Here is a 24,811-nt window from a genome sequence, read left to right as displayed (position 1 = left end):
GGCTCACCCTACCGCCGCTTTCTCCTTCGTTCGCGCCTGCCGGACCGGACGGACCTTGCCCGGCATCCACTTCGCCACCACGGCGACGCCGAGCAGCGTGAACGCGGCCGACACCAGGGCCGTGACGTGCATGCCGCCGATGAACGCGGCGAAGGCGGGCTTCATCAGGGCCTGCCCCTGCGCGCCCAGGCCCTCGGCGACACTCGCCGTAGCCATGATCGACTCTCCGGCGGCGTGCCGGGCGCCGGGCGGCAGCGCGGACAGGGCGGGCGCGATCTCGCTCCGGTAGCTGGAGGACAGGACCGAGCCGAGCACGGCCACGCCGAGCGCGCCCGCGACCTGGCGCACGGTGTTGCTCATGGCCGAGCCGACGCCAGCCTTCTCCCTGGGGAGCGACTCCATGATCGCGGTGGTGGCGGGCGGCATGATGTTGGCCATCGCGGCGCCCTGGACGAAGAAGATGATCTCGATCAGGAGGATCGGCGTGTGCTGGTCGAGGAACGCGTAGCTGGCCAGAGCCAAAGTGATCACGATCATGCTCACCGTGGCGGCCAGCTTGGCCCCGAACCGCTCGTTCACCCGCTGGCTGAGCGGCGCGAAGATGAGCTGCGCCGCCGCGAACGGGATCATCAGCGCTCCCGCCTGGAGCGGGCTGTAGTCGAGCACGATCTGCAGGTAGAAGGTGAGGAAGAACATCCCGCCCATCATCGCGAAGAACACGATGCCGACCATGCCGATGGCCGTGCTGAACCTCGGGTTGGTGAAGTTGCGCACGTCGAAGGCCGGATGGTCGCTGCGCCGCTCCCACCAGACGAACACCGCCAGCACCGCCACCCCGAACAACGCCGGACCGTAGACCTCGGGGCTGGTCACGGTGGCCAGCTCGCCGCCGCGGATGATGCCGTAGACCACGGCGACCAGGCCGACGATGGAGAGCAGCACGCCGACCGGGTCGAGCTTGGACGGCTTGGGGTCACGTGACTCGGGCACCACCCTGGCGATGAGGATCATGCTGACCACCACGATCGGCACGTTGACCAGGAAGATCGAGCCCCACCAGAAGCGCTCGATCAGCAACCCGCCCGTGATGGGCCCGATCGCGACCGCCAGGCCCACGCCACCGGCCCAGACGCCGATCGCCTTGCCTCGCTCGCCGGGCGGGAAGATGTTGGAGATGATGGCCAGCGTGGCCGGCATGATGGCGGCGCCGCCGATGCCCATCGCCGCCCTGGCCAGGATCAGCTGCGTCGGATCCTGGGCGTAGGCGCTGATCAGCGAGGCCAGTCCGAACAACGCCATGCCGATGAAGAGCATCCGCTTGCGGCCCGTGCGGTCGCCGATCACCCCGAAGGTGAAGAGCAGTCCGGCGAACACCAGCGTGTAGGAGTTGATCGCCCATTCCAGCTCGCTCTGCGTCGCGCCCAGGCCTTCGACCGGGTCGGCGATGGTCTTCATCGCCACGTTGAGGATCGTGTTGTCGAGCACGACCGCCAGCAGGCTGAACACCAGCACGCCGAGAATCGCCCATCTCCGTGGATGGCCCTGGGCCTGCCGTTCCTGCGTCGCGTCCATGAGAACACCTTAATTTCGATACGGGTCAGTTTCGCAACAAGACCGTATCGTAATAGATTTCGATACGCAACGGTGTCGTTTCGAAATAAGGGGTCAGCGCGCCTCGACGGGCTCCAGGCTCGACTCCATGACGGCCCCGGCCACTATCGGGCGCCGCCGCCAGAACGGCAGCGCGAGCGCCACCATGGCCACCCCCACCAGCCCGGCCATGACGAACGCCCAGGCGGGGCCGTACGAGTCGATGATCGCCCCGGCGATGGGCGCGGAGGCCCCGCCGCCGATCAGCAGGGCGGTGCCGTGCAGGCCCATCGCCTCACCCCGGGCACCCGAGGGCGCCCAGCGGCTGACCGTCTCGACCGTGGAGGACAGCGCGGGGGCGCAGAGCAGCCCGGCCGGCAGCAGGGCGAGGACCAGCCATCGCCAGTCGCCACCCGCCAGCCCCACGGGCACGGTCAGCGCGCCCATGAGCCCGATGATCAGCAGGGGCGAGAACCCTCGGCTCAGCCCGCCGTAGACGAAGCCGCCGAGCAGGGAGTAGAGGCACCAGATGGCGACGGCGAGCCCGATCCACGCGGTCTGCCCGGCGTGCTCCATGGTGCCGACCAGGGCCAGCTCACTCGCCATGAGCACGAACATGGCCGCGACCACGGTGCCGAGCAGCGCGATCATGCCCGGCGTGAGCCACTGCCGTCGTGGCACCCGCGCCTCGGGCTCGTCGAGCTCCTCGGCCGAGCGGGTCGGCGGGTCGAGCAGGATCAGCGCCAGGCCGGAGCCGGTCAGGCCGACCGCGATGATCACCATCGTCGGCCCGCCGCCCAGCATGGTCACCCCGGCCACGGCCAGCGCCGGGCCGGTCATGTACGAGATCTCGACCAGCATCGAGTCGAGCGAGAAGCCCATCCGGCGCTGCTCCGGCGGCACCAGGGCGGCCAGGCACTGCCGGATCACGCTGACCACCGGCAGCGCCAGCAGCCCGGCGACCGCCGCCGCGCCGACCAGCGCCGGGAACGGCAGCGCCCAGGCGCAGGACCAGAACGCCGCCTGCGCCCCGGTGGTCACGATCAGCACCGGCCGCAGCCCGTGCCGGTCGACGAACCTCCCCGACAGCGGCGAGCCGACGGCCATGCCGATCGTGCTGGCCATGGTGACCAGCCCGGCGCGGCCGAAGCCGAGCTCCATGCCGTGGGCGACGTGCAACGTCAGCGCCATCGCCGTCGCGGTGGTCGGGACCCGCGCGAACAGGCCCACCAGGAGCAGGGTCCGGACGCCGGGCAGCCGGAACAGGCGCCGGTAAGGCTCGATTGCCATGATGGTTGCTTACCTCCTCGCCTATTCTGGCAAGGGGCGCCGACAGTTTCGCCATCGGTTTCGCGGGTGGCATCATCGGAGGGGTCCGGGGACGCCACAGGGGCGCCTCGAGACCTTCCTGGAGGGTCCACCCATGTCCTCTTCCACCACGCTGTACGGCGGCGCCGGCGGCCGCAGGCTCACCGTGCGCGACATCGCGGCGGCCAAGGCACGCGGCGAGAGATGGCCCATGCTGACGGCGTACGACGCGATGACGGCCCGTGTGTTCGACCAGGCGGGCATCCCCGTCCTGCTGGTCGGCGACTCCGCCGCGATGGTCGTCTACGGCTACGAGTCGACGGTGCCCGTCACCGTCGACGACCTGCTCCCGCTCACGGCGGCCGTGGTGCGGGGTTCCTCGCGCGCCCTCGTGGTGGCCGACCTCCCGTTCGGCTCCTACCAGTCGTCACCGGCGCAGGCCCTGGAGACGGCCGCCCGTTTCATGAAGGAGGCGGGCGCACACGCGATCAAGCTGGAGGGTGGCCGCCGCGTGGTGCCCCAGGTCGAGGCGCTGGTCGCGGCGGGAGTGCCGGTCATGGCGCACCTCGGCCTGACCCCGCAGTCGGTCAACACCCTCGGCGGCTACCGGGTCCAGGGCCGCGGCGAGTCGGGCGACGAGCTCATGAAGGACGCCAAGGACCTGGAGCGGGCCGGGGCGTTCGCGGTGGTGCTGGAATGCGTGCCCGCCGACCTGGCCGAACGGGTCACGGCGTCCCTGTCGATCCCCACCGTCGGCATCGGCGCCGGTCCCGGCACCGACGCGCAGGTGCTGGTCTGGCAGGACCTCATGGGCCTGACCCCGCGCCCGGCGAGGTTCGTCAAGCGCTACTCGGCGCTGGGCGAGGAGCTGGACCGGGCCGCCCGCGCCTTCGCCGCCGACGTCGGCTCCGGCGCCTTCCCCGCTCCGGAGCACTCCTACGAGTGACCTCCTGCGAGCGCCCCCTGCGAGCAACCTCCTACGAGCGGACCTCTTACGAGTGATCCCGGAGGTGTGATCCCGGAGGTGTGATCCCGGAGGTGTGATCCCGGCCGGTCGCGGGCCCCACGAAGCGTGCGCGACCGGTCAGGCCAGGGTGGCCGGGTCGGTGTTGGACCCGCACACCATGACCGCGACCCGCTCTCCGGGAGCGGGGGTGTACGCGCCCGACAGCAGCGCGGCGTAGGCGGTCGCGCCCGCGTGCTCGGCCACCACGCGGTGCCGGTCCCAGAGCGTACGGCGGGCCGCCACGATCGCCTCGTCGGGCACGAGCACGCTGCTCACCCCCGCCCGGGAGCAGACCTCGAAGGCCAGCCCGCCCAGCTGGGTGGCGCCGAGGGCGTCGGCCGCCACCCCGCTGACCGAGACGGGCACCGGCCGCCCCGCCTCCAGCGCGTCGTGCAGGGTCGGGATCAGCACCGGCTCGACGGCCACCACCCGCGTCGCCGTTCCGCGATCCGCGAGGGCGGCGCCTGCGCCGGTGTCACGGTCGCCGAGGGTCCCGCCCGAGCCGTGATCGGCGAGGGACGCGCGGGTGGCGCCGCTGACGCCGAGGGCGATGCCGGCGATGAAGCCGCCGCCGCCCACGGCCACCAGGACGGTGTCCACCCCGCCCGTCTGCTCCACCAGCTCCAGCCCGGTCGTGCCCTGCCCGGCGATCACCTCGGGCTGGTCGTAGGCGTGCACCTCCAGCGCCCCCGTCTCGGCGGCGCGCTTGGCGGCGGCCTCGGCGGCGGCCGAGTAGATGGCCCCGCCCTGGGTGATCTCGGCGCCCAGGGCGCGCAGCCCGGCGATCTTCACCGGGCTCGTCACGTCGGGCACGAAGATCTCGGCCCGGACGCCGAGCGCGCGGGCGGCGTGAGCGACGGCGAGCCCGTGGTTGCCGCCGCTGGCCGCGATCACGCCGCTCGGCGGCAGCCGGCCGGCGGACAGGATCCGGTTGAACGCCCCGCGCACCTTGAACGATCCGGAGTGCTGGAGTTGCTCCAGCTTGAGGAACACGCCCGGCGAGATCTCGAGCACCGGCGTGCGCAGCACGTGACCGGCGATCCGCCGGGCCGCCCCCACCACGTCCTCGTACGTCACCGACATCACAGCTCCCCCTCGATCGCCCGTTTGAGTTCGGCTATCCGCGCCTCGTCGCGCCGGTAGAACACCCACTGTTTGACCCGTTTGCCGTGGATGAGCCCGGCGCGTTCCAGGATCTTGAGGTGACCGGTGGCGCTCGGCTGCGTCATGCCCAGCCTGGCGGCGATGAACAGGGCGCAGACCCCGTCCTCGACCAGGTCGCCGTCGTTCTGTGGCGGGAAGTGGGCGACCGGGTCCTTGAGCCAGTGGAGGATCAGCAGCCGCGGCTCACTGGCCAGCGCCCGCAGCTCGGATAGCACTTAGGCATTTTCCTAAATGCCTAAGTGCTATGTCAACGCCTGCTCGATGTCGGCCCAGAGGTCCTCAGGGTGCTCGATGCCCACGGCGACGCGCACGGTGCCCTCGCCGATGCCGTTCCTGGCCAGTTCCTCGGCGTTGAGGGACCGGTGGGACGTGCTCGCCGGGTGCAGGACGAGCGTCTCGACCCCGCCCAGCGACGGGGCCAGCATCGCCAGCCGTACCGAGGCCATGAACCTCTCCCCCGCCGCCCGGCCGCCGGCCAGGTCGAAGGAGAACACGCCGCCGAAGTCGGGCAGCAGCTTGCCGGCCAGCTCGTACGACGGGTGCGACGGCAGGCCGGGCCAGTGCACCGCGCTCACGGCGGGATGCTCGGACAGCCGGGTCGCGATCAGGCGGGCGTTCGAGCAGTGCCGTTCCATCCGCAGCCCCAGGGTCTGCACGCCGCGCAGCGTGAGCCAGGACGCGAACGGGTCGGCCGTGACGCCCAGCTCGGTCGCGAAGTGCCAGACCTTGCGGTACAGCTCGTCGCCGGCGAAGACGGCGATGCCGCCGAGCACGTCGGTGTGCCCGGACAGATACTTGGTCGTGGAGTGCAGCACGATGTCCGCTCCGTGCTCGATCGGCCGGCAGAGCACGGGCGAGGCGAACGTGTTGTCCACGACCGAGACGATCCCGGCCTCGCGCGCCATCGCGCACATCCCCGGCAGGTCGGCGACCTGGGCGACCGGGTTGGCGATGGTCTCCAGGTAGACGAGCCTCGTCTCGGGCCGCACGGCGTCGCGCAGGGCCGCGGGATCGTCCTCGGGCACGTAGTCGACCGTGATGCCGAACCTGCCGGTCAGCTCCTTGATCATCGCGGCCGTCCCGCCGTACAGGGCCTGCTGCGCGACGATGTGGTCGCCCGGCTGGAGCAGGCCGAGCAGCACGGCGTTGATCGCGCCCATGCCGGAGCCGGTGGCGACGGCCGCGACCCCGCCTTCGAGATCGGCGATCGCCGTCTCCAGCGAGCGGACGGTGGGGTTGGTGTATCGGCCGTAGACGAACGGGCCGTCGGGGCGGCCCATGGCGTCCGCCATCACGGCGGGGTCGTCGAACACGAATCCGGACGTCTGGTAGATCGGCACCGCGATCGGGCGGCTGCCCTCGACAGGGGGCTGTGGCAGGTGGACGGCGCGCGTTTCCGGATGGAGTTCCCTCATAACGCCAATGATGTCCCCTAAAGCCCCCAACGTCAGATTCCACGATAGATGAGGCCAATGTGGACGACGTCGTCGACCTGCTCGGCCGCTGGGCGTCCGGACGCGGCCCGCTCTGCCTGCTGCTCACCACCCGCCTGCGGGCGCTGATCGACGACGGCATCCTGCCTCCCGGCGAGCCGCCGCCCCCGCCCCGGCCGGCCCGCCTCCCGGCACACGCCGCTCGTCTGCCGTCCGCCGAGAGCTGACATCGCCCCGGTGACCGGGCGGTTGCCCGAGGCTGGAGCCATGAAGGCGACGTTCGTGCTCGTGCACAGTCTGGCCGTGGGCCCGTCGACGTGGGCGCCGGTGGCGCGCGCGCTGGAGCGCCGGGGGCACGCGGCCGTGGTGCCCGACCTGACCGGTGTGGCCCGCGGTGCGGCTCCCTACTGGCCGCGGGTGGTGGAGGCGGTGCGCGCGGCGACGCCCGAGACGCCGATCGTGCTGGCCGGGCACAGCAACGCCGGGCTGTTCCTGCCGGTGGTCCGCGAGGGGCTGGGCGAGCGGGTGGTGTCGTGCCTGTTCGCCGAGGCGCACCTGCCGCCGGCCGATGGGCTGGTCCGGGTCGCCGATGAGACGATCCTGCCGTTCCTGCGCGAGCTGGCCGGCGAGTCCGGGGTGCTGCCGCGCTGGACCGACTGGTGGAGCGAGGAGGACGTCGCGGCCCTGCTGCCCGACCCGGCGACCCGGGCGCGGGTCGTCGAGGAGCAGCCCCGGCTGCCGCTCGCCACCTACACGCAGCCCATCCCGGTCCCCGCCGGATGGGACACGGTCAGGTGCGCCTGCCTCTGGTACGGCCCGCCGTACGACAAGGTGGCGGAAGAGGCGGCACGGCGCGGCTGGCCCGTGCTGCGCACGCCCGGCCGGCACCTGCACCAGGTCGTCGATCCGGAGGGCGTCGCCGACGCGCTGCTGAAGCTGTCGCGCACGACGTGAGTTCCGCACTGCCGCCCCGGCGCTGAGCCCGAGATGGCCGGGCGGACGGGCTCAGGAAGAGCCGGCGTCCTGCTTGTGCGAGGCCGGCACCACGATCTCTTCGGTGTCCTTGTCACGCGTCATCCAGAGATAGACCAGCGCGCCGACGAACAGCACGATCGAGGTCCACTGGTTGATCCGTAGCCCGAGGAACGTCACCGCGTGGTCCACTCCGCCGACCGGGTCGATCCGCAGCCCCTCGATCCAGAACCGCCCCAACGTGTAGCCGGCGACATAGAGGGCGAACAGGCGGCCGTGGCGCAGCGTGAACCACCTGCCGGCCAGGATCAGCGCGAAGCCGAGCGCCACGTTCCACAGCGACTCGTACAGGAACGTCGGGTGGTAGAGCACGCCCGGCTCGCCGCCGTGCGCCTGGTCGATCTCCAGGCCCCACGGCAGCGTGGTCGGACTGCCGTACAGCTCCTGGTTGAACCAGTTGCCCCAGCGGGCGATCGCCTGCCCGAACGCGATGCCGGGTGCGACCGTGTCGGCCACGGCGCCGAGGGACAGTCCCCGGCGGCGGCAGGCCAGCCACACGCCCACGCCTCCCAGAGCGACCGCGCCCCAGATGCTGAGGCCGCCTTCCCAGATGAACAGCGCCTGGTAGGGCTCCTTGATCGCGCGAGGGCCGAAGTAGGTCTGCCAGTCGACGATGACGTGGTAGAGGCGGGCGCCGATCAGGCCGAAGATCACCCCGGGAACCGCGATGTCGCTGATCGTGCCTTTCTCGCCGCCCCGGGCCCGCCAGCGGCGCTCGCTGAGCCAGACGCCGACGACGATTCCGAGAATGAAGCACAAGGCGTAGGCCCGGATCGGGATGAATCCGAGATTCCAGACCGCCTCGGAAGGGCTGGGAATCAAGGCGAGGGGCATGCCGGTGACGGTAGTGGACGCGAGCTTACTCGGCCGCGTACGTGACCTGATCGTGCCTGACGCGGCACGCCGGGCGGCTGTGACCGTCCGCTCAGATGTCGGTGACGCGGATGCCGGCGTGGGCCTTGTAGCGGCGGTTGATCGAGATGAGGTTGGCCGTCAGGGCCTCGACCTGGGCGGCGTTGCGCAGGCGGCCACCGTAGACGCCCCGAACCCCGGGGATGACCGCGGCCAGTGCCTGCACCAGGTCGGTGGCCTCCCGGTCGTCGCCGAGGACCAGCACGTCGAGGTCCACCTTGTCCACGGCGGGGTCCATCAGCACCACGGCCGACACGTGGTGGAACGCGGCCACCACCCGGCTGTCCGGCAGCACGGCGGCGGCCTGCTGAGCGGCGCTGCCCTCCTCGACCGGCAGCGCGAAGGCGCCCTTCTTGTCGAACCCGAGCGGGTTGACGCAGTCGATGACGATCTTCCCGGCCAGCTCCGCGCGCAGCGACTCCAGCAGCGCCTTGTGCCCGTCGTACGGCACCGCCACGATCACGACGTCCGCCTCGGTGGCGACCGTCGCGTTCTCCGCTCCGCGCGCGGCGTACCCGATCGAGTCGGCCGCCTCCTGAGCCCGTCCGGCGCTGCGCGATCCGATCAGCACCGGATGCCCCGCCAGCGCGAACCGCCGCGCCAGCCCCTTCCCCTGGTCGCCGGTGCCGCCGAGGATGCCGATGGAAAGCCCGTTCACGTCAGTCATAGGCGGCATCATGCCATCCCACCCCAAGGCCACCTTCAGGCCACCCCCACCCGGCGTACCTGCTCGGGCAGGGTCCGGAGGGTCCGGGATGGCCCGCCGGACCCGGCTCATGCTGACCGAGGGCGCGCACTGGTCGCCGAGCCCGTGGGTGCCGGCGGCGGCGGTCACCCCGCGTCAAGGCCCGGAATGACACCGAAGCAGACCGAATGTCAGGACACCACGCGGCGCGAGCCGCCGGACGTCGCCAACCGGTCGGCGCGGCCGGGGCCCGTCGTGCACGATGGGGGCATGGATCCTGGATCGGTGGCCCTGCTCCGAGACCTTCTCGCCGAGACGGGGTGGATCGAGCGCACCCGGGAGTTCGGCCTGGCGCTGCGGGCCACCCGATCGCCGGGCGGCCTGCTGCTCGTGGGCACGCCCGACGAGGAGCCCTGGCACCTGACCGCCCATCTCGACGACGAGGCTCGGCTGTCGGGCCTGCCGCAGCTCACCCCCACGCTCGTGCGCTGGGCTCCGCCCGCCGGCGCGCCCCCCCACCTGCGGGTCGGGCTCGACCGCATCCACCGGGCCGGGCGCGGCGAGACGCTGTTCGTGGTGACCGAGCTCCAGGCGCCGGTGCCGCTGCTCGAACGCGTCGACGACGCCCGCCGTACGGGGGCCACGATCCTGGCGCTGGAGGGCGGCGACGGCGAGCTGGCCGGGCTGGCCCACGACACGATCGCCGTGCCGGCGCGCGGGCCCGTCTCCTTCGACGGCGCGCAGCACCTGGTCAGCACCGCCGCCGGGGAGCAGCCCCAGCGTCCCGGTCTGCGCGAGCGGCTGGCCCGCCTGCTGGAGAAGGTCAGCGGCCCGCACGTCAACGACTGACCCCGGCCACGAGGTCAGAGCGGCTGAAGGTGACCGACCAGGGTGGCGTCGAGGGCCGCCGTGGCGTCCTCGATCGCGCTGATCACGACCGCCTGCACGGGGTCGGGCTGACCCGACCGGGTGCGGCTGATCCGCGTGACGGCGTCCAGCCGCCGCGACCCCACGTCGCGCAGATCGCTGACCCGCACCTCGCCCTCGGGCACGTCGAGCAGGGCCAGCGCGGGCACGATCGCCACCCCGTGCCCGGCCGCCACCAGCGCCAGCGCGGGCCCGAACTCCGTGATGACGTGCACCTTGCGCGGCTCGAAGCCGTGCAGCCCGGCCAGGCGGTCCAGCGCCTGCCCGCACGCCTGGCCGGGCTCGCCGGCCACCCACGGCACCTCCGCCAGGTCGGCGACCGAACGCGGCAGGTCGGGCCAGTCCGGGGGCATCACGATGCGGTACTCGTCGACGTAGAAGGCGTGGGTGGCCAGCGACGGCTGGGAGAGCACGGGCAGGCTCATGTCCTGCTCGGTGATCAGCACGTCGACGGCGCCGAGTCTCAGCTCCTGCAGCGCGGGCGGACCGTACACCTCGTGGATGATCGGGGTGATCTGGGGATGGCGGGCGGCCAGGTCGCGCAGGGCCGGCACCAGCATGTGCTTGATCACCGTGGGGAAGGCGGCGATCCGCACCGGGCCCGCCAGCCGTTCGGTGAAGCAGGTGAGCTCGCGACGCGCCTCGGCCAGCTCGTCCTCGACCCGTTCGGCGTAGCCGGCGAGCACCCGGCCGGCCGGGGTGAGGGAGACGCGGCGCTGGGAGCGGTCGATGAGCGCCAGCCCGACCTCGCGCTCAAGCTGGGCGAGCTGCTGCGAGACGGCGGAGGGGGTCAGGTAGAGGGCTTCGGCGGCCCGCATCACTCCGCCGCGCCGGGCTACCTCGTGCAGCACCCGTAATCGCCGGGGGTCGATCTCCATACAGGAGAGCTTACGCCCTCATGCGGATTTCTTTATTTGCGCTTTAGAGCAGGGAATTCGGACAATGGCCCGCATGGATCTCCTCCTCGATGTCATCGGCTGGCTCGGCGCGGGCCTGCTCGTGCTCGGCTACGGCCTCATCTCGACCTCGCGACTGTCCGGCGACAGCATGACGTACCAGGTCATCAACCTCGTCGGCTCGGTCACCCTGATGGTCAACAGCGCCTACAACGACGCCTGGCCGTCGGCCGGCCTCAACCTGGTGTGGGCCGCGATCGGCGTGGTCGCCCTGGTCAAGCTCGTCCGGATCGGCGCCGCCCGGTGATCGTCGAGCCGACCCGGATCGGATGTCAGTCGTCGTCCTGGTCGGCCTCATCCCATGCCTTGTTGCGGTCGGCGGCGCGCTGCAGCGCGCCGGCGGCCTCCTGCTCGCTCGTGTAGGGACCCATCCGGTCCTTGTTGGGGCAGCCCTTTTCGGGCTCGACCCGCATGTGCTTGAGGCAGAACCACCACTGGCCATCGCTCACGAGGCTCATTCTGCCCCGTAGACTCGTGTTTCATGACGACACTGCTCCAGCCAGGGCGAGTTTCGCCCATCCGGAAGGTTCCCGCCCACATCGAGCGGCCGGAGTACGTCGGCAAGAAGCGCCCCAAGACCGGTGAGTCCGACGTCAAGACCCCGGAGACCATCGAGCTGATGCGCGTGGCGGGCCGGATCGCCGCGCAGGCCCTCGAAGAGGTCGGCAAGCACGCCCAGCCGGGCGTCACCACCGACGAGCTCGACCGCATCGGCCACGAGTTCCTCATCGGCCACGGCGCCTACCCGAGCACGCTCGGCTACAAGGGCTATCCCAAGTCGCTGTGCACCTCGATCAACGAGGTGATCTGCCACGGCATCCCCGACGACACCGTGCTGCGCGAGGGCGACATCGTCAACGTCGACATCACCGCGTTCATCGGTGGCGTCCACGGTGACACCGACGCCACGTTCCTGGTGGGCGAGGTCGACGAGGAGTCGCGGCTGCTGGTCGAGCGCACCCACGAGGCCATGATGCGGGCGATCAAGGCGGTGGCCCCGGGCCGGCAACTCAATGTGGTGGGCCGGGTCATCGAGGCCTACGCCAAGAGGTTCGGCTACGGGGTGGTGCGCGACTTCACCGGTCACGGCATCGGCACGACGTTCCACTCCGGCCTGATGGTGCCCCACTACGACGACCCGTCGCTGCGGGTGGAACTGGTGCCGGGCATGACGTTCACCATCGAGCCGATGCTGACGCTGGGCACGATCGACTACGACATCTGGCCCGACAAGTGGACCGCGGTCACCAAGGACCGCAAGCGCACCGCGCAGTTCGAGCACACGATCATGGTGACCGAGACCGGCAGCGAGATCCTCACCCTGCCCTAGGCACCACGCCGGTGATGGTGGTGCCCTCGCCGGGCACACTGTTGACCGACAGGCTGCCGCCCACGTCGGCGAAGGCGGCCCGCATCCGCGCGATGCCCCGCTCCGCGGCCCTGCCCGGGTCGAACCCGGCGCCGTGATCGCTCACCGTCATGCGCAGCCCGCCCCCGCCGGCGGTCACCGCGATCGACACCATCTCGGCGCCGCTGTGCGCCTCGACATTGGCCAGCGCCTCACGAATGGCGCTCAGCACCGCCTGCGCGATGCGCGACGGCACCTCGGCGGCGGGCAACGCCCAGGTCTCCACACGGATGCCGGTGCGCTCGGACCACTCCGTCAGATCGGTCTCGAGCGCCTCGGCCAGGCTTCGTCCCCCACGCATGCGTGTCTCTTTGGACAACTCAACTCGCCTTCCTGAGCATCCGAGCACCGCCGGCCCCCCGCAGCCCGCGTTTGTCCGCGCGGCGCGCGATCCCCCGGTGAACTGCGCGTCCAGCTGTGGAAGTGATGCCCGTCTCCCCTTCAGGCAAGGCTACCTGGCGGCTCGGAGACGCGTTGCCTCCGGTTATGTTGCCCTGGCCATCCGGCTACTCGCCCTTGTCGGCTCGGTTGAGACGGGCGAGATAGGCGTTGTAGGAGTCGAGCTCGGGGTCGCCCGCGCCGCTGCGGTCGGCCCGCCGGTCGGCCCGCCGGGCCTGCCTGTCCTCGTCCTTGTACCACTGGGCGGCGATGGTCAGCAGCACGATGAGCGTCGGTATCTCACCGAACCCCCATGCGATCGCCCCGCCGTTCTGCTGCTCCTGGAGCAGTGAATCTCCCCAGGTGCGGCCCAGTTGTTCGTACCAGCCGGACGCGATCAGGCTGCCCGTCATCATCAGCGCCACTCCGAAGAACGCGTGGAACGGCATGGTCACGAACAGCGTCAGGAGCTTGCCGACGTACGGCATGCGGTGCGGCGCCGGATCGACCCCGATGATGACCCAGAAGAACAGCGAGCCGCTGATCAGGAAGTGCAGGGTCATCCAGATGTGCCCGAGGTGCTCCTCCATGGCCGAGGCGAACAGCGGCGTGAAGTAGAGCGCGTAGGTCGAGACGATGAAGAGGGCGGTGGCGATGGCCGGATGCGAGAGGACCCGGACGACCCTGCTGTGCAGGATGGTCGTCAGCCACTCGCGCGGCCCCCGGTCGCCCCGCCTGACGGCCGGCCTGATCGCGCGCAGGGCGAGCGTGACGGGCCCGCCGAGCACCAGGAAGATCGGCACGATCATGGACAGCGTCATGTGCTCGATCATGTGCACGTCGAACATGACCTTGGCGTAGCGGGCCAGGCCGCTCTGGGTGGCGAAGACCAGGATCGCCACACCGGCGAACCACGACACGGTGCGTCCCCACGGCCAGGCGTCACCGCGCCTGAGGAGCCTGACCACGCCGGCGCCGTACAGGCCGGCCAGCGCGGCGGCGACCAGCGCGAAGAACAGGTCGAGCCACCAGAGCGAGAGGACGTTGGCCACCGTGATCGGCGGCGGCATCGGGAAGCCGAGCAGGTCGAAGGCGCGGTCGGCGGGCAGGACGACCGGCGGCGGCGCGGTGCGCGAGAGCGCGACGGCCAGGCCCATGGTGGCGAGCATGAGCAGCGTCTCGCCGCCCGCCAGCCGCGTGAACGCGTGGGACCGTCCCTCGCCGAGGCTCACCAGCGTGCGCTGCCGGTGCCACCAGCCCACGTACCCGAGCAGCACGAACGCGACGATCTTCGCCACGACCAGCACGCCGTAGGACGACGTCCAGAGGTCGGAGACGTTGGCCAGCCGCGCGATGACACTGAACACGCCGGACAGGCCGACGCCGACGTAGCACCACAGGGCGAGCCTGGAGAACCTGGCGGCGGCGATCTCCAGCCGCGGCAGGCCGCGCACGGCGTGCAGCGCGACGACGACGAGCCCGCCCACCCACAGGGCGAGCGAGAGCAGGTGCAGCGACAGGCCGGAGACGGCCAGGTCGTGGTTGGGCGAGGAGGCCGAGTGACCGGTGAGCGCCGGCGGCAGCAGCGTCACCAGCGCCAGCACCAGCAGTGCGGCCGACGCGCCCGCGGTGATGGCCCCGCGCGAGAACAGCGCGATCGCCATCGCGAACAGCACCACGAGCGTGAGCGCGATGCCCTGGCTGGTCTGGGTGGCGTAGCTGGTCAGGTAGTTGCCGCCGATGAGCACCTGGGTGACCGGCCGGCCCCACGAGTCGGCCACGCCGAACAACAGCGTGAGGAAGGCCGCGGCGGCCCAGGCCAGCGCGGTCCACGAGGCGGCCTGCACGTCGCGCAGCGCGGTGCGGCCGAGCACGCCCTTGTCGTTGGGCAGCAGCATGGTGGCCGTCAGCAGCAGGCCGACGGTGAGGACGCCCGCCACGTCCATGGAGAGCTTGGACAGCGGCAGCCCCCACCGGGTGATCACGCCGGCGTCGGGCAGCCCGGCGATGATCCGGGGGAAGGCCGCGCCCCCCACGATCATGGCGATCACCAGTCCGGCGACGGCCGCGACGGCCGCGCCGAACGCCAGACGCGCGACCCTGGTCACGGCTTCTTCTTGCGCATGCTGAGCAGGAACCCGACACCGATGCCGGCCAGCGCTCCGACGACGACGAGCAGCCAGATGGGGAAGGTGGCCGAGGACTCCTGCGACACCGTCTGCGTGACGGCGGGCTGCGACGCCTGCCCTGCCGTCTGCTCGACGGTCGGGGCGGTGGTCGGCTCGGTCGCGGATCCGGCGGTCGGCTCGGCGGTCGGCGGCGCGCCCTTGACGGTGAACGGGATCTCGCCCTCCACCGGGTGACCGTCGGAGGAGACGACGCGGTAGGCGATCGTGTACTTCCCGTCGGGCAGGGTACCGCTGAGCCGCTGCGTCACCACCGCTCCGTCGGTCGCGGGGGCGCCGAGCTGGTGCTCGGCGCCGTCCGCGGCACGGACGATGACGAAAGGCATGCGGACCTTGGCGGTGAACTCGAGCGTGACCTCGTCGATCGTCTTGACCGTCGCGTCCTTGGCCGGGTCGCTGCGCTTGAGCGCGTCGTGTGCCAGGGCGGGCACGGCGGCGCCGATCACGAGCAGGGCGGCGAGGATCGCGGTGAGGGACGCGAGCAGGGTTCTCTTCATGGCACCCCCAGGCTACCGACGCCGCCCCACGGTCCGGGACTCAGTCACAGGCCGGCGCAGGCCAGGGCCCGCTGGTATCCCTCCACCGCGCCGTGGGTGTCGCCCAGCTGCTCCATCGTCTCGGCCGCGGCGTACCAGGTGCCGGCCACACGACGGGAGTCGGGCAGCGGCGTGAGCCACTCGCGCACCGCGGCCAGCTCGCGCTCGGCGGACGCGAGGTCGCCGAGCCCGCCGTGGGCGCGGCTCAGCAGCAGGTGCGCCTCGGCCTCCAGGGCCCGGGCCGTGGTCGGCAGCAGTTGCTGACCAGCGCGACCGTGGGCGATCGCGCGCTCGAGGTTGCCCGCCATGATCTCGACGCGGGCGAGCTCGACCTGGGCGTTGGCCCGGTCGAGGGTGCTCGCCGACGTCTGCGCCAGCTCCTGCTCGGTGCGCAGCAGCACGGTGCGGACCTCGTCGACGGACTCGGGGCGGACCCGGAGCTTCAGGGTCGCGTACGCCACGCGGGTGCGGGCGATGCTGCGCGGCTGGCCGTTCTCCGACTGGATGGCCAGGGCCCGCTCCGCGAAGGCCAGCGCCTCCTCACCGTGACCGGTGGTCTCGGCCACGACGGCGGCGTTCCAGCAGGCCGCGACGATCGACCTGGGGGTGTTGAGCATCTCGGCCGCGTTGAGCAGCTCGGCGGCGAACTGGCGGGCGCGCAGCAGGTCGCCGCTGTGCAGGTAGGCGCCGAGCAGGGTCGCGCCGAGCTCGATCAGCCCATCGGACCAGGCCGGCCGCACCGAGCCGCCGAGAATCGCCTCGCCGACCGCGACCGCCTCGCTCAGCCGGTCGCTCTGCCGGTAGACGCGGCACAGGGCGATCGCGACGTCGATGTGGCGCTCCGGGCTGAGCTCCTCGCCGCGCAGCCGATTGAGTACGTCGATCGCCTCGTCGAGCTCGCCGCACGCCTCCATGGCCAGCGCCAGGCCGAATTCGGTGTCTTGACGGAGCGACGTGAGACCTGTCAGGTTGTTGTTCGCCAGCAGCTCACCGAAGCGGGTGCGGGCCTCCCGCACCTCACCGTTCTCGAGCGCGAGCCTCGCGTAACCGAGAGCGAGCTCGATGTCCTCCAGCTGCTCGGCGGTGACTCCGTTGAGGAGATAGGAGAGCGAACAGTCGAGCTTCTGGGCCAGCAACTCCAGGACGGCCGGAGTCGGGGTACGCTTGCCACTCTCGATCAAGGAGACGTAGCTGTCCGACAACTCTGGGTGTGCGAGCTGCGCCTGAGACAGCCCGCGCTGCCGCCTCACCGTCTTGATACGGAGTCCGACCAGGTCAGATGTAGTCACAGCTGCTACTCCCTGAGATGATTACGTCCGAACAACACATAGGCGAGGGAGAACCCCCATGCGCACGCGCATTGCCCTGTCCGTAGTAGGCACGTTTCTCACGGCCATGGTGGCCGTAGGAAGCAATGCTACGACCGCGATGGCCGACTCGTCTCCTGTCGCGCCTGCGATATCGGCACAATTCGAAGTCCCCATGTGCTGCTAGCCCGCTGCCGTTCGCACTGACGGCCGACGATGTCCCCCACCTGAGGTTTCAGGCTGGCGCCCCACACCCCGGCCTCCGGGTGGGGGGAGGTTCGGTTTCCTCCCTGATCAGCCGGCCCGCAGCGCGAGGAAGAAATCCACCCTGTCCGCCATCACCGACAGGTCCCTGGCGGTGAGCTCCTCGACCCTCCTGATCCGGTAGCGGACCGTGTTGACGTGCACGTGCAACCGCTCGGCGCACGCGTGCCACGAGCCGGCGCAGTCGAGGAAGGTGCCCAGGGTCCGCACCAGCTCCGACTGGTGCGCCCGGTCGTAGTCGGTCAGGGGCCCCAGCAGCCGCCCGGCGAACGACCGCCGCACGTCGCCCGGCACCGTGGCCAGCAGGAGCGCGTGCGTGTAGATCTCGTCGCTGGTCACCACTCCCCCCGAGCGGGCCTCGGCCAGCCTCCTGGCGTGACCGGCCTCCTCGACGCCGCCCTTGATGGCCGCCGCGCCGGTCAGCTCGCCGCTCAGCCCGACGCAGATCTGGCCGCCGGGCAGGGCCGTCAGGACCTCGACGCCGCGGCGCAGCCGTTCCGCCAGCCCGGCGGCGGTCGTGCCGCGCAGCGGTACCAGCGCCACCGCGCCGTCCGCGTGCGCCGCCGCGACGACCTCGCGGCCCAGAAGCTCCTCCAGCACCGGCCCGCCCAGCGCCGCCGGGCCGGGCCCGCGCCTCGCGTCCGGCCGCGGCACGCTGACACGCGCCACCGCGTACGGCTCCGCGGCGCCGATGCCGCAGGTGCGCAGCCCGGCGTTGAGCTCGGCCGGGTCGGCGCCGGCCAGGGCGGCCCGGACGAGTTGCTCGGTCAGCCGCCGCTCGACCCGGCGGCCCTCCTCCATCCGGCTGCGTTCGAGCGCCACGCAGGCGGCCAGCTCGTAGCCGAGGTCGGGCCGGTCCATCAGGTCGCCGTCGCAGGCCAGCACCCAGCCCGCCGCCCGGTGGCCGCTGCCGACGCCGAAGACCGTGTGGCGCCCGGACGGGCAGGGCAGCCGGGTGGCGGTCAGGTAGGCCCGCGCGAGCCGTACCGGATCGTCCACGGAGCCGGCGATCACCTCGCCGGACGCGGAGAGCACCGCGCCCGTGACGCCGAGCTCGGCGGCCGTCAACTCGAACAGCTCGGTCAGGCCGGCGCCCTCGGCGACGGCCGCCACCAGCCTGCGGTGGCGGCCGAGCGCGTCGCGCACGTCGCCGGGCAGGCGGGGCGCGGCGAGCTCCGCGATCGTCCGGAAGGAGACCTCGGTGGGCACGTCGAGGAGCGGCAGCCCGGCCTCCTCGCAGGCCGCGACCACGTCGGCCGGGATGTGGCCGAGCCAGGCCCGGCCCGCGCCGACGGCGGACACCCCGGCGTCGACCAGCGCGGCCACGAACCGGGCGGAGTCGGCCGGGGTGTGCCGCCACATGAGCCCGGTGAGCACCAGTTCGCCGCCCGACAGGTAGCGCCCGGGCTCGGGCAGGTCGGTGATGTGCACGGTGTGGAACTCGCGGTCGGGGTCGCCGGTGAGCAGCGTGAGACTCAGCTCGTCGGCGGCCAGCAAGTCCCTTATGCGCACTTGGAGGAATATACAAGGCAGCCCGTCAAGTGCTGACTCCGATTTCACTCCACGCGCATAGGCCGGTACGCCCGCCGGTGCTCTACTCGAATGATGACCGAAACGGCGAGTGCGACACGGCAGGACGTCGGCGCGAGCGCGCGGCGTCCCGACGCCACGCTCAAGGTGACGGGCGAGTTCGCCTACGCCTCGGACCTGTGGCTGGACGGCATGGTGTGGGGCGTGACACTGCGCAGCCCGCACCCCTCGGCGTGGATCCGGTCGATCGACGTCGGGCCCGCGCTGGCGATGCCGGGCGTGCTCGCCGTGCTCACCCATGAGGACGTGCCGGGCGAGAAGCACTACGGCCTGGAGCTGAAGGACCAGCCGGTGCTCGCCATCGACCAGGTGCGCTACCAGGGCGAACCGGTGGCGCTGGTGGCGGCCGAGCATCCGGAGACCGCGCGCCGGGCCGCGGCGGCGATCGTGGTGGACTACGAGCCGCGCGAGGCGGTGACCGACCCGCGCGCGGCCACGAGCTTCGTCAGGCGGCAGCCGGTCGTGGTCGGCGACACGTTCGAGGCCGACGTCGTGGTGACCGGCGAGTACGAGGTCGGCATGCAGGACCAGGCGTTCCTGGGGCCGGAGTCGGGGCTGGCGGTCCCGGCCGAGGACGGCGGCGTCGACCTCTACATCGCCACCCAGTGGCTGCACGTGGACCGCGACCAGCTCGCGCCGTGCCTCGGCCTGCCGCGGGAGAAGGTACGGCTGACGCTCTCCGGGGTGGGCGGCGCCTTCGGGGCCCGGGAGGACCTGTCGATGCAGGTGCACGCCTGCATGCTGGCGTTGCGGCTGAACCGCCCCGTGAAGATCGTGTACGGCCGCGAGGAGTCGTTCTTCGGCCACGTGCACCGCCATCCCGCCCGGATGCGGTACGAGCACGGCGCCACCCGCGACGGCCGGCTCGTGTACGTCAAGGCCGACATCCTGCTCGACGGCGGCGCCTACTGCTCCTCGTCGCCGGCGGTCGTGGGCAACGCCGCCTCGCTGGGCGTGGGGCCGTACGAGGTGCCGAACGTGCGGGTGGTGGCGACCGGCGTCTACACCAACAATCCGCCGTGCGGGGCGATGCGCGGGTTCGGCGCGGTGCAGGCCTGCTACGCCTACGAGTCGCAGATGGACCGCCTGGCCGAGGCGTGCGGGCTGTCGCCGGTCGAGATCCGGGTGCGCAACGCCGTGTCGCAGGGGTCGGCGCTGATCACCGGGCAGGTGATCGACTCGCCCGCGCCGCTCGCTGGGATGCTGCGCGAGCTGGAGGCGATGCCGCTGCCCGGCCCGGCCGCCGCCGACCTGCGCGCGCTGCCGGGCGGCGTCTCACAGACCACCCACGGCGAGTCCGTACGGCGCGGCGTCGGCTACGGCGTGGGCATCAAGAACATCTGCTTCTCCGAGGGCTTCGACGACTACTCGACGGCCAGGGTGCGAGCGGAGCTGATCGGCGGCGAGCCGCACGTCACCGTGCACACCGCGGCGGCCGAGGTCGGGCAGGGCCTGGTGACCCTCCAGGCCCAGATCGCCCGCACCGAGCTGGGCGTGCGGGACGTGACCGTGGCCACGGCGGACACGGCGGTCGGCTCGGCGGGCTCGTCCTCGGCCTCCCGGCAGTCCTACGTCACCGGCGGCGCGGTGAAGGCGGCCTGCGAAGCCGTACGGGCGCGGTTCGACGGGTTGCCCGCCCGGGAGGCGCTGGAGAGGTTCGGGCCGATCGAGGAGACGCGGGAGTACCGTCACCGGCCCACCTACCCGCTGCATCCCGAGACGGGGCAGGGCGACTCGCACACCCAGCTGGCGTTGTGCGTGCACCGGGCCGTGGTGGACGTGGACGTGGAGCTGGGCCTGGTGAAGGTGGTCGAGCTGGCCGCCGTCCAGGACGTGGGCCGGATCCTGAACCCGCAGGCGCTGGAGGGCCAGATCCACGGCGGGTCGGCGCAGGGGCTCGGGCTGGCGCTGATGGAGGAGATCCGGCTGCGTGACGGGCAGGTGCTGAACCCGTCGTTCACCGACTACCTGATCCCCACCATCCTCGACATGCCGCCGATGCTGACCACGATTCTGGAGAATCCCGACCCCGCCGCGCCGTACGGGCTACGGGGGGCGGGCGAGCCGCCCACGCTGTCGTCCACGCCCGCCATCGCGGCGGCGGTACGTGCGGCGACGGGCCGCGAGTTGACGCGCGTTCCCATCAGACCAGAAGATATCGCCCTGGTTTGACAAACGGGGAGGTTCCGATGACGGATGCGCGTGAAGTGGCCAAGGCGGAGTTCGAGCGGTTCGACAGCGACGGCGACGGCCTGCTGACGTCCGCCGAGATCAGGCAGGTCAACCTGGCGCTGGGCGCCCAGGGCGCCACCAGCGAGGAGATCGAGGCGTTCATCGCCTCGGCCGACCGCGACGGAGACGGCCGGATCGGGCTGGAGGAGTTCGCCGCCCTGGTGGGCGGCGGCAGGCACGAGAAAGCGTGATCATCTCTCCTGCCGGGTAGGTTTGCCGCGATTCCCCCTGATCACGAGGGGGGATGGCTGTGCTCGACAGGCTCTTCGAGCTGTCCGGGCGGGGCAGCGACGCCGGCCGTGAGGTGCGTGGCGGGGTCACCACCTTCATGGCGATGGCCTACATCATCCTGCTCAACCCGATCATCCTGGCCGGCGCGCAGGACGTCACCGGCGCCCGGCTCACCATCGCGCAGCTGACCACGTCGACGGCGCTGGCCGCGGCCGTCAGCACGCTGCTGATGGCCTTCGTCGGCAACGCGCCGTTCGGCCTGGCGGCCGGGCTGGGGCTGAACGCCCTCGTCGCCTACCAGGCCGCCCCCCACATGACCTGGGCGCAGGCGATGGGCCTGGTCGTGCTCGAAGGCGTGGTCATCATCGTGCTCGCCGTGACCGGCCTGCGCACCCTGATCATGAACGCGATCCCGCTGGCGCTGAAACACGCCATCAGCGTCGGGATCGGGATGTTCATCGCGCTGGTCGGGCTGGTCGACGCGGGGTTCGTCACCAGGGGGACGGGCACTCCGGTGCAGCTCGGCGCGACCGGGCACCTCACGGGCTGGCCGGTCGCCGTCTTCTGCTTCGGCCTGCTCCTGATGATCGTCCTGTACGCGCGCAGGGTCCCCGCGGCCATCCTGATCAGCATCGCGGTGACCACCGTGGTCGCCGTGGTCGTGAACTCGCTGGCCACCGTCGCCCCCGGGTCGTGGGGCGTGGTCACGCCGCGGATGCCGGAGTCGCTGGTCGCCGCACCGGACTTCGGGCTGGTGGGGCAGGTGGACGTGTTCGGCGGGTTCGCCCGGGCGGGCGCCCTGACGGCCACCGTGGTGCTGTTCACCCTGGTGCTGTCCGGGTTCTTCGACGCCATGGGCACGATCATCGGGGTCAGCGACGAGGCCGGGTTGGTCGACGAACGGGGCCAGGTGCCGAGGCTGGGCCGCATCCTCACCGTGGACGGCGTCGCCGGCGTCGTCGGCGGGGTCGCGAGCGCGTCGGCGAACACGGTGTTCGTGGAGTCGGCGGCGGGCGTCGGCGAAGGGGCGCGCACCGGACTGGCCTCCGTCGTGACGGGCGCGCTGCTCGGTCTCACGCTGCTCTTCACGCCGCTGGCGGCCGTGGTGCCCGCCGCGGCCGCCGCGCCGGCGCTGGTGCTCGTCGGGGCGCTGATGATGACGCAGAGCCGCAACGTGCCGTGGGAGGACCTGGAACTGGCGGTGCCGGCGTTCCTGACGATCGCGCTGATGCCGTTCACGTACTCGATCACCAACGGGGTGGGAGCCGGGGTGATCACCTACACGCTCATCAAGGCGGCGCGGGGAAAGTTCGCCCAGATCCCGTGGCTGCTCTGGGTGGTGTCGCTGGTCTTCCTCGCCTACTTCGGGATCTCCGCGCTGCAGAACCTCTTCGGCTGACCGCTAGCGGATGTCGGGGGTGTTGCAGGCCACGCCGTTGCCGTCGACGTCGGTGTACCAGGCGTATTCGGGGTGGACGCCCTTGGTGTAGGGGCCGTCGCCGGCCGCCACGGCCTCCTTGCAGCTGGCGTAGCGGCGGTCGCGCGTGGGCCGGTCACCGGTCCCCACGGCGGCCGGGCCCGTCGAGGCGGGCACGCCCGTGTCAGGCGCGCCTGTGTTGGGGACGCCCGTGTTGGGGACGCCTGTGTTGGGGACGCCCGTGTTCGGGTCCCCCGTGTTCGGCGCGCCGGTGTTCGGGGCGCCCGTGTTGGGGTTGCCCGTGCCGGGGTCCCCCGTGTTCGGGTCGCCGGTGTTGGGGTTGCCCAGGTCGGGTGGGTTCGGGCCGGGAGTGCCCGCGCCCGGCGGGTCACCCAGGAGACGGGCGGCGATCGCGTCGGCCTCCTCCTTGGTGAACCCGGCGATGCTCAGGCTGTCGGCGTCCATGCTCTGGGTGACGATGGGCGCCGCCACCACGGTCGCGGGCACCAGCACGACGGCGACCTGACGCTGGTCGGTCACCAGTTCGTCGATCAGCTCGGCCACCTTGTCGCTGAAGGCGGGGGCGATCGCGATGCGGACCGAGTAGGTGCCGTCCTTCTCGCGCACCGGAGCGATCCGCTGCACGGCGTTGACCGTCACCCCGTCCTCTAACAGGTAGCAGGTGGTCTGCTGCTCGTCGAGCACGGCCTGGACGCCGGGGCACGGAGCCGCCTTGGTCTCGCGCACCGGGGCGAAGTGGATGGGTGTGGCCAGCCGGCGCGGCGGAGCGCCGCCGAGGAACGGGGCGTCGGGACTCTTGGTCATCAGCACGGCCACGGTGCCGGCCACACCGGCGAGGAGCACGACCAGGACGAGCGAGACGATCAGCACGATGGTGGTCACTCGGCTGGCCTGCGGCTCTTCCTTGACCGCGGAGGGGCTCTCTCCCGGGTTGTCCATCCTTGACGACACCATCCTGAGGTTCGGGCTGCGGGTGAGCCTATCGAGGACGGGCAGAACCGAGGTAATCAGTCGAACAATCCTCAATTCTCTCGTGACACGCGGAAGAACTGAGGAACGAGTACCGGGTGACGGCAGCTGCCGGCGTCCAGCGAAACGGAAGTGGCCCCATGAAGGTCGGCATTCCCCGTGAGATCAAGGACAACGAATATCGCGTCGCGCTCACCCCGGCGGGTGCGCACGAGTTCATCCGGCACGGCCACCAGGTTCTCGTCGAGCGCGGGGCGGGCGTCGGCTCGGCACTCCCCGACGCCGACTTCGAGGCGGTCGGCGCGACCATGGTCGGCGAGGCGGACGAGGTGTGGGCCGAAGGCGATCTGATCCTGAAGGTGAAGGAGCCGGTGGCCGAGGAGTATCCGCGGATGCGCAAGGGGCAGATGCTGTTCACCTACCTCCATCTGGCCGCCTCACGGGCGTGCACCATGGCGATGCTCGACGCGGGCGTCACGGGTGTCGCCTACGAGACCGTGCAGACGCCCGGTGGCGCGCTGCCCCTGCTGGCGCCCATGTCGGAGGTCGCCGGCCGGCTCGCCCCGCAGGTCGGGGCCTACCACCTGATGCGCTCACAGGGCGGCAGGGGCGTGCTGATGGGCGGCGTGTCCGGCGTCCACGCGGCGCGCGTGGTGGTGATCGGGGCCGGTGTGTCGGGCATGAACGCGGCGGTCATCGCGCTCGGCATGCAGGCCGAGGTGCTGCTGCTCGACCGGAACATCGACAAGCTGCGCCAGGCGGACATGATCTATCAGGGCCACTGCCAGACCATCGCCTCCAACTCGCTGGAGATCGAGCTGGCGGTCCTGGAGGCCGACCTGGTGATCGGCGCGGTGCTCATCCCCGGCGCACGGGCGCCCCGGCTGGTCTCCAGCGAGCTGGTCAGCCGGATGAGGCCGGGCTCGGTGCTGGTGGACATCTCGATCGACCAGGGCGGCTGCTTCGAGGACTCACACCCGACGACGCACGCCGAGCCGACCTACCCGGTGCACGGTTCGATCTTCTACTGCGTGGCCAACATGCCCGGCGCGGTGCCGCACACCTCGACGTACGCGCTCACGAACGTGACGCTGCCGTACGCGCTGGCCATCGCCGACCTGGGCTGGAAGGGCGCGATGCGCAAGGATCGGGCCCTCTCCCTCGGACTGAGCACCCACGACGGACACCTCACGAGCCGGCCGGTCGCCGAGGCGCACGGGCTGGAGTGGATGCCACTGGAGGACGTGCTGGGGTAGGCC

Annotated in this window: 25 protein-coding genes; 10 read left to right on the top strand and 15 right to left on the bottom strand. The window is 71.6% G+C overall.

The genetic code is table 11. The features are described 5' to 3' along the window. Positions 1-3 precede the first annotated feature (3 nt). Together AB0I38_RS14080 and AB0I38_RS14075 are read right to left on the bottom strand one after the other, a co-directional pair. Positions 4-1,572 carry an MFS transporter gene (locus AB0I38_RS14080; protein WP_358466769.1) on the bottom strand — a complete coding sequence of 523 codons (1,569 nt, stop codon included), beginning with the start codon at positions 1,570-1,572 and terminating at the stop codon, positions 4-6. A gap of 93 nt (positions 1,573-1,665) precedes the next feature. Beyond that, a complete protein-coding gene (locus AB0I38_RS14075) occupies positions 1,666-2,880 on the bottom strand; it encodes an MFS transporter (protein WP_358466768.1) in 1,215 nt (404 codons plus the stop codon). A 133-nt stretch (positions 2,881-3,013) separates the two neighbouring features. On the opposite strand from AB0I38_RS14075, the gene panB reads away from it, so the two are divergent. Further along, positions 3,014-3,844: a 3-methyl-2-oxobutanoate hydroxymethyltransferase gene (panB, locus tag AB0I38_RS14070; RefSeq protein WP_358466766.1), complete on the top strand. Its 831-nt coding sequence runs from the start codon at positions 3,014-3,016 to the stop codon at positions 3,842-3,844. A gap of 138 nt (positions 3,845-3,982) precedes the next feature. Here the strand turns inward: panB and AB0I38_RS14065 are convergent, their stop codons facing one another. The 3 genes from AB0I38_RS14065 to AB0I38_RS14055 are packed head-to-tail and all read right to left on the bottom strand — an operon-like array spanning position 3,983 to position 6,483. Next, positions 3,983-4,987 (bottom strand): threonine/serine dehydratase, encoded by a 1,005-nt coding sequence (locus AB0I38_RS14065; protein ID WP_358466764.1) that lies wholly within the window; start codon positions 4,985-4,987, stop codon positions 3,983-3,985. Continuing rightward, entirely contained in the window at positions 4,987-5,283 is a 297-nt protein-coding gene (locus AB0I38_RS14060; RefSeq protein WP_358466762.1) for an ArsR/SmtB family transcription factor, read from the bottom strand. The genes AB0I38_RS14065 and AB0I38_RS14060 overlap by 1 nt, the downstream gene beginning before the upstream one ends. A gap of 27 nt (positions 5,284-5,310) precedes the next feature. Next, the gene (locus AB0I38_RS14055) at positions 5,311-6,483 is read right to left on the bottom strand and encodes a trans-sulfuration enzyme family protein (protein ID WP_358466760.1); all 1,173 of its coding nucleotides are present in this window, start codon (positions 6,481-6,483) and stop codon (positions 5,311-5,313) included. Positions 6,484-6,542: 59 nt separating this feature from the next. Between AB0I38_RS14055 and AB0I38_RS14050 the strand changes: the two genes are divergently transcribed. Then, positions 6,543-6,728, top strand: coding sequence for a hypothetical protein (locus AB0I38_RS14050; RefSeq protein WP_358466758.1), 186 nt, complete (start codon positions 6,543-6,545; stop codon positions 6,726-6,728). 40 nt (positions 6,729-6,768) lie between these two features. Next, positions 6,769-7,455, top strand: coding sequence for an alpha/beta hydrolase (locus AB0I38_RS14045; protein ID WP_358466756.1), 687 nt, complete (start codon positions 6,769-6,771; stop codon positions 7,453-7,455). A 51-nt stretch (positions 7,456-7,506) separates the two neighbouring features. Here AB0I38_RS14045 and lgt read toward each other — a convergent pair whose 3' ends face one another. Next, positions 7,507-8,367 carry a prolipoprotein diacylglyceryl transferase gene (gene lgt / locus AB0I38_RS14040; protein ID WP_358466754.1) on the bottom strand — a complete coding sequence of 287 codons (861 nt, stop codon included), beginning with the start codon at positions 8,365-8,367 and terminating at the stop codon, positions 7,507-7,509. Positions 8,368-8,458: 91 nt separating this feature from the next. Further along, positions 8,459-9,112: an NADPH-dependent F420 reductase gene (npdG, locus tag AB0I38_RS14035; protein ID WP_358466752.1), complete on the bottom strand. Its 654-nt coding sequence runs from the start codon at positions 9,110-9,112 to the stop codon at positions 8,459-8,461. A 288-nt stretch (positions 9,113-9,400) separates the two neighbouring features. Between npdG and AB0I38_RS14030 the strand changes: the two genes are divergently transcribed. Next, on the top strand, positions 9,401-9,979 hold the full coding sequence (locus tag AB0I38_RS14030; RefSeq protein WP_358466750.1) for a hypothetical protein: 579 nt from the start codon (positions 9,401-9,403) through the stop codon (positions 9,977-9,979). 14 nt (positions 9,980-9,993) lie between these two features. Here the strand turns inward: AB0I38_RS14030 and AB0I38_RS14025 are convergent, their stop codons facing one another. After that, on the bottom strand, positions 9,994-10,935 hold the full coding sequence (locus AB0I38_RS14025) for a LysR family transcriptional regulator (RefSeq protein ID WP_358466748.1): 942 nt from the start codon (positions 10,933-10,935) through the stop codon (positions 9,994-9,996). Between the two features lie 73 nt (positions 10,936-11,008). Between AB0I38_RS14025 and AB0I38_RS14020 the strand changes: the two genes are divergently transcribed. After that, the gene (locus tag AB0I38_RS14020; RefSeq protein WP_358466746.1) at positions 11,009-11,260 is read left to right on the top strand and encodes a CBU_0592 family membrane protein; all 252 of its coding nucleotides are present in this window, start codon (positions 11,009-11,011) and stop codon (positions 11,258-11,260) included. 25 nt (positions 11,261-11,285) lie between these two features. Here AB0I38_RS14020 and AB0I38_RS14015 read toward each other — a convergent pair whose 3' ends face one another. Then, positions 11,286-11,471: a hypothetical protein gene (locus AB0I38_RS14015; protein ID WP_358466744.1), complete on the bottom strand. Its 186-nt coding sequence runs from the start codon at positions 11,469-11,471 to the stop codon at positions 11,286-11,288. A 23-nt stretch (positions 11,472-11,494) separates the two neighbouring features. On the opposite strand from AB0I38_RS14015, the gene map reads away from it, so the two are divergent. Then, positions 11,495-12,343 (top strand): type I methionyl aminopeptidase, encoded by an 849-nt coding sequence (gene map / locus AB0I38_RS14010; RefSeq protein WP_358466742.1) that lies wholly within the window; start codon positions 11,495-11,497, stop codon positions 12,341-12,343. Here the strand turns inward: map and AB0I38_RS14005 are convergent. The 5 genes from AB0I38_RS14005 to AB0I38_RS13985 all read right to left on the bottom strand — a co-directional run bounded on the left by AB0I38_RS14005 (position 12,330) and on the right by AB0I38_RS13985 (position 18,604). Next, complete coding sequence (locus tag AB0I38_RS14005; RefSeq protein ID WP_358466740.1) at positions 12,330-12,722, bottom strand: sensor histidine kinase; 393 nt, start codon at positions 12,720-12,722, stop codon at positions 12,330-12,332. The genes map and AB0I38_RS14005 overlap by 14 nt on opposite strands. A gap of 205 nt (positions 12,723-12,927) precedes the next feature. Next, entirely contained in the window at positions 12,928-14,907 is a 1,980-nt protein-coding gene (locus AB0I38_RS14000; RefSeq protein ID WP_358466738.1) for a bifunctional copper resistance protein CopD/cytochrome c oxidase assembly protein, read from the bottom strand. Continuing rightward, positions 14,904-15,482 (bottom strand): copper resistance CopC family protein, encoded by a 579-nt coding sequence (locus AB0I38_RS13995; RefSeq protein WP_358466736.1) that lies wholly within the window; start codon positions 15,480-15,482, stop codon positions 14,904-14,906. The genes AB0I38_RS14000 and AB0I38_RS13995 overlap by 4 nt, the downstream gene beginning before the upstream one ends. A gap of 44 nt (positions 15,483-15,526) precedes the next feature. Continuing rightward, positions 15,527-16,810: a helix-turn-helix domain-containing protein gene (locus AB0I38_RS13990; RefSeq protein ID WP_358466734.1), complete on the bottom strand. Its 1,284-nt coding sequence runs from the start codon at positions 16,808-16,810 to the stop codon at positions 15,527-15,529. Positions 16,811-17,122: 312 nt separating this feature from the next. After that, positions 17,123-18,604: a PucR family transcriptional regulator gene (locus tag AB0I38_RS13985; RefSeq protein ID WP_358466732.1), complete on the bottom strand. Its 1,482-nt coding sequence runs from the start codon at positions 18,602-18,604 to the stop codon at positions 17,123-17,125. Positions 18,605-18,694: 90 nt separating this feature from the next. Here AB0I38_RS13985 and AB0I38_RS13980 point away from each other — a divergent pair, with 90 nt between their 5' ends. From AB0I38_RS13980 to AB0I38_RS13970, 3 genes are read left to right on the top strand one after another with little or no spacing between them, the layout of a single operon-like run. Further along, a complete protein-coding gene (locus AB0I38_RS13980; protein ID WP_358466730.1) occupies positions 18,695-20,854 on the top strand; it encodes a molybdopterin cofactor-binding domain-containing protein in 2,160 nt (719 codons plus the stop codon). A gap of 17 nt (positions 20,855-20,871) precedes the next feature. Next, positions 20,872-21,105 carry an EF-hand domain-containing protein gene (locus AB0I38_RS13975; protein ID WP_358466728.1) on the top strand — a complete coding sequence of 78 codons (234 nt, stop codon included), beginning with the start codon at positions 20,872-20,874 and terminating at the stop codon, positions 21,103-21,105. A gap of 53 nt (positions 21,106-21,158) precedes the next feature. Next, positions 21,159-22,544: an NCS2 family permease gene (locus AB0I38_RS13970; protein ID WP_358466726.1), complete on the top strand. Its 1,386-nt coding sequence runs from the start codon at positions 21,159-21,161 to the stop codon at positions 22,542-22,544. 3 nt (positions 22,545-22,547) lie between these two features. Here the strand turns inward: AB0I38_RS13970 and AB0I38_RS13965 are convergent, their stop codons facing one another. After that, positions 22,548-23,522, bottom strand: a complete 975-nt coding sequence (locus AB0I38_RS13965) for an excalibur calcium-binding domain-containing protein (RefSeq protein WP_358466724.1) — start codon at positions 23,520-23,522, stop codon at positions 22,548-22,550. Positions 23,523-23,692: 170 nt separating this feature from the next. Here AB0I38_RS13965 and ald point away from each other — a divergent pair, with 170 nt between their 5' ends. Continuing rightward, complete coding sequence (gene ald, locus AB0I38_RS13960) at positions 23,693-24,808, top strand: alanine dehydrogenase (protein ID WP_358466722.1); 1,116 nt, start codon at positions 23,693-23,695, stop codon at positions 24,806-24,808. Positions 24,809-24,811: the final 3 nt, after the last annotated feature.

Origin of the sequence: Nonomuraea cavernae (assembly GCF_040655715.1) — a bacterium.
GTDB classification, from domain to species: domain Bacteria; phylum Actinomycetota; class Actinomycetes; order Streptosporangiales; family Streptosporangiaceae; genus Nonomuraea; species Nonomuraea cavernae_A.
Note: the sequence above shows the minus strand (reverse complement) of the source record. Positions and strands in the feature narration are given on the sequence as shown.

Bases quoted from the DNA above. Each gene is read 5' to 3' on its own strand.
- AB0I38_RS14080 (WP_358466769.1), bottom strand. From the start codon at position 1,572: ATGGACGCGACGCAGGAACGGCAGGCCCAGGGCCATCCACGGAGATGG.
- AB0I38_RS14075 (WP_358466768.1), bottom strand. From the start codon at position 2,880: ATGGCAATCGAGCCTTACCGGCGCCTGTTCCGGCTGCCCGGCGTCCGG.
- panB (WP_358466766.1), top strand. From the start codon at position 3,014: ATGTCCTCTTCCACCACGCTGTACGGCGGCGCCGGCGGCCGCAGGCTC.
- AB0I38_RS14065 (WP_358466764.1), bottom strand. From the start codon at position 4,987: ATGTCGGTGACGTACGAGGACGTGGTGGGGGCGGCCCGGCGGATCGCC.
- AB0I38_RS14055 (WP_358466760.1), bottom strand. From the start codon at position 6,483: ATGAGGGAACTCCATCCGGAAACGCGCGCCGTCCACCTGCCACAGCCC.
- AB0I38_RS14045 (WP_358466756.1), top strand. From the start codon at position 6,769: ATGAAGGCGACGTTCGTGCTCGTGCACAGTCTGGCCGTGGGCCCGTCG.
- lgt (WP_358466754.1), bottom strand. From the start codon at position 8,367: ATGCCCCTCGCCTTGATTCCCAGCCCTTCCGAGGCGGTCTGGAATCTC.
- npdG (WP_358466752.1), bottom strand. From the start codon at position 9,112: ATGACTGACGTGAACGGGCTTTCCATCGGCATCCTCGGCGGCACCGGC.
- AB0I38_RS14030 (WP_358466750.1), top strand. From the start codon at position 9,401: ATGGATCCTGGATCGGTGGCCCTGCTCCGAGACCTTCTCGCCGAGACG.
- AB0I38_RS14025 (WP_358466748.1), bottom strand. From the start codon at position 10,935: ATGGAGATCGACCCCCGGCGATTACGGGTGCTGCACGAGGTAGCCCGG.
- AB0I38_RS14020 (WP_358466746.1), top strand. From the start codon at position 11,009: ATGGATCTCCTCCTCGATGTCATCGGCTGGCTCGGCGCGGGCCTGCTC.
- AB0I38_RS14015 (WP_358466744.1), bottom strand. From the start codon at position 11,471: ATGAGCCTCGTGAGCGATGGCCAGTGGTGGTTCTGCCTCAAGCACATG.
- map (WP_358466742.1), top strand. From the start codon at position 11,495: ATGACGACACTGCTCCAGCCAGGGCGAGTTTCGCCCATCCGGAAGGTT.
- AB0I38_RS14005 (WP_358466740.1), bottom strand. From the start codon at position 12,722: ATGCGTGGGGGACGAAGCCTGGCCGAGGCGCTCGAGACCGATCTGACG.
- AB0I38_RS13995 (WP_358466736.1), bottom strand. From the start codon at position 15,482: ATGAAGAGAACCCTGCTCGCGTCCCTCACCGCGATCCTCGCCGCCCTG.
- AB0I38_RS13980 (WP_358466730.1), top strand. From the start codon at position 18,695: ATGATGACCGAAACGGCGAGTGCGACACGGCAGGACGTCGGCGCGAGC.
- AB0I38_RS13975 (WP_358466728.1), top strand. From the start codon at position 20,872: ATGACGGATGCGCGTGAAGTGGCCAAGGCGGAGTTCGAGCGGTTCGAC.
- AB0I38_RS13970 (WP_358466726.1), top strand. From the start codon at position 21,159: ATGGCTGTGCTCGACAGGCTCTTCGAGCTGTCCGGGCGGGGCAGCGAC.
- AB0I38_RS13965 (WP_358466724.1), bottom strand. From the start codon at position 23,522: ATGGACAACCCGGGAGAGAGCCCCTCCGCGGTCAAGGAAGAGCCGCAG.
- ald (WP_358466722.1), top strand. From the start codon at position 23,693: ATGAAGGTCGGCATTCCCCGTGAGATCAAGGACAACGAATATCGCGTC.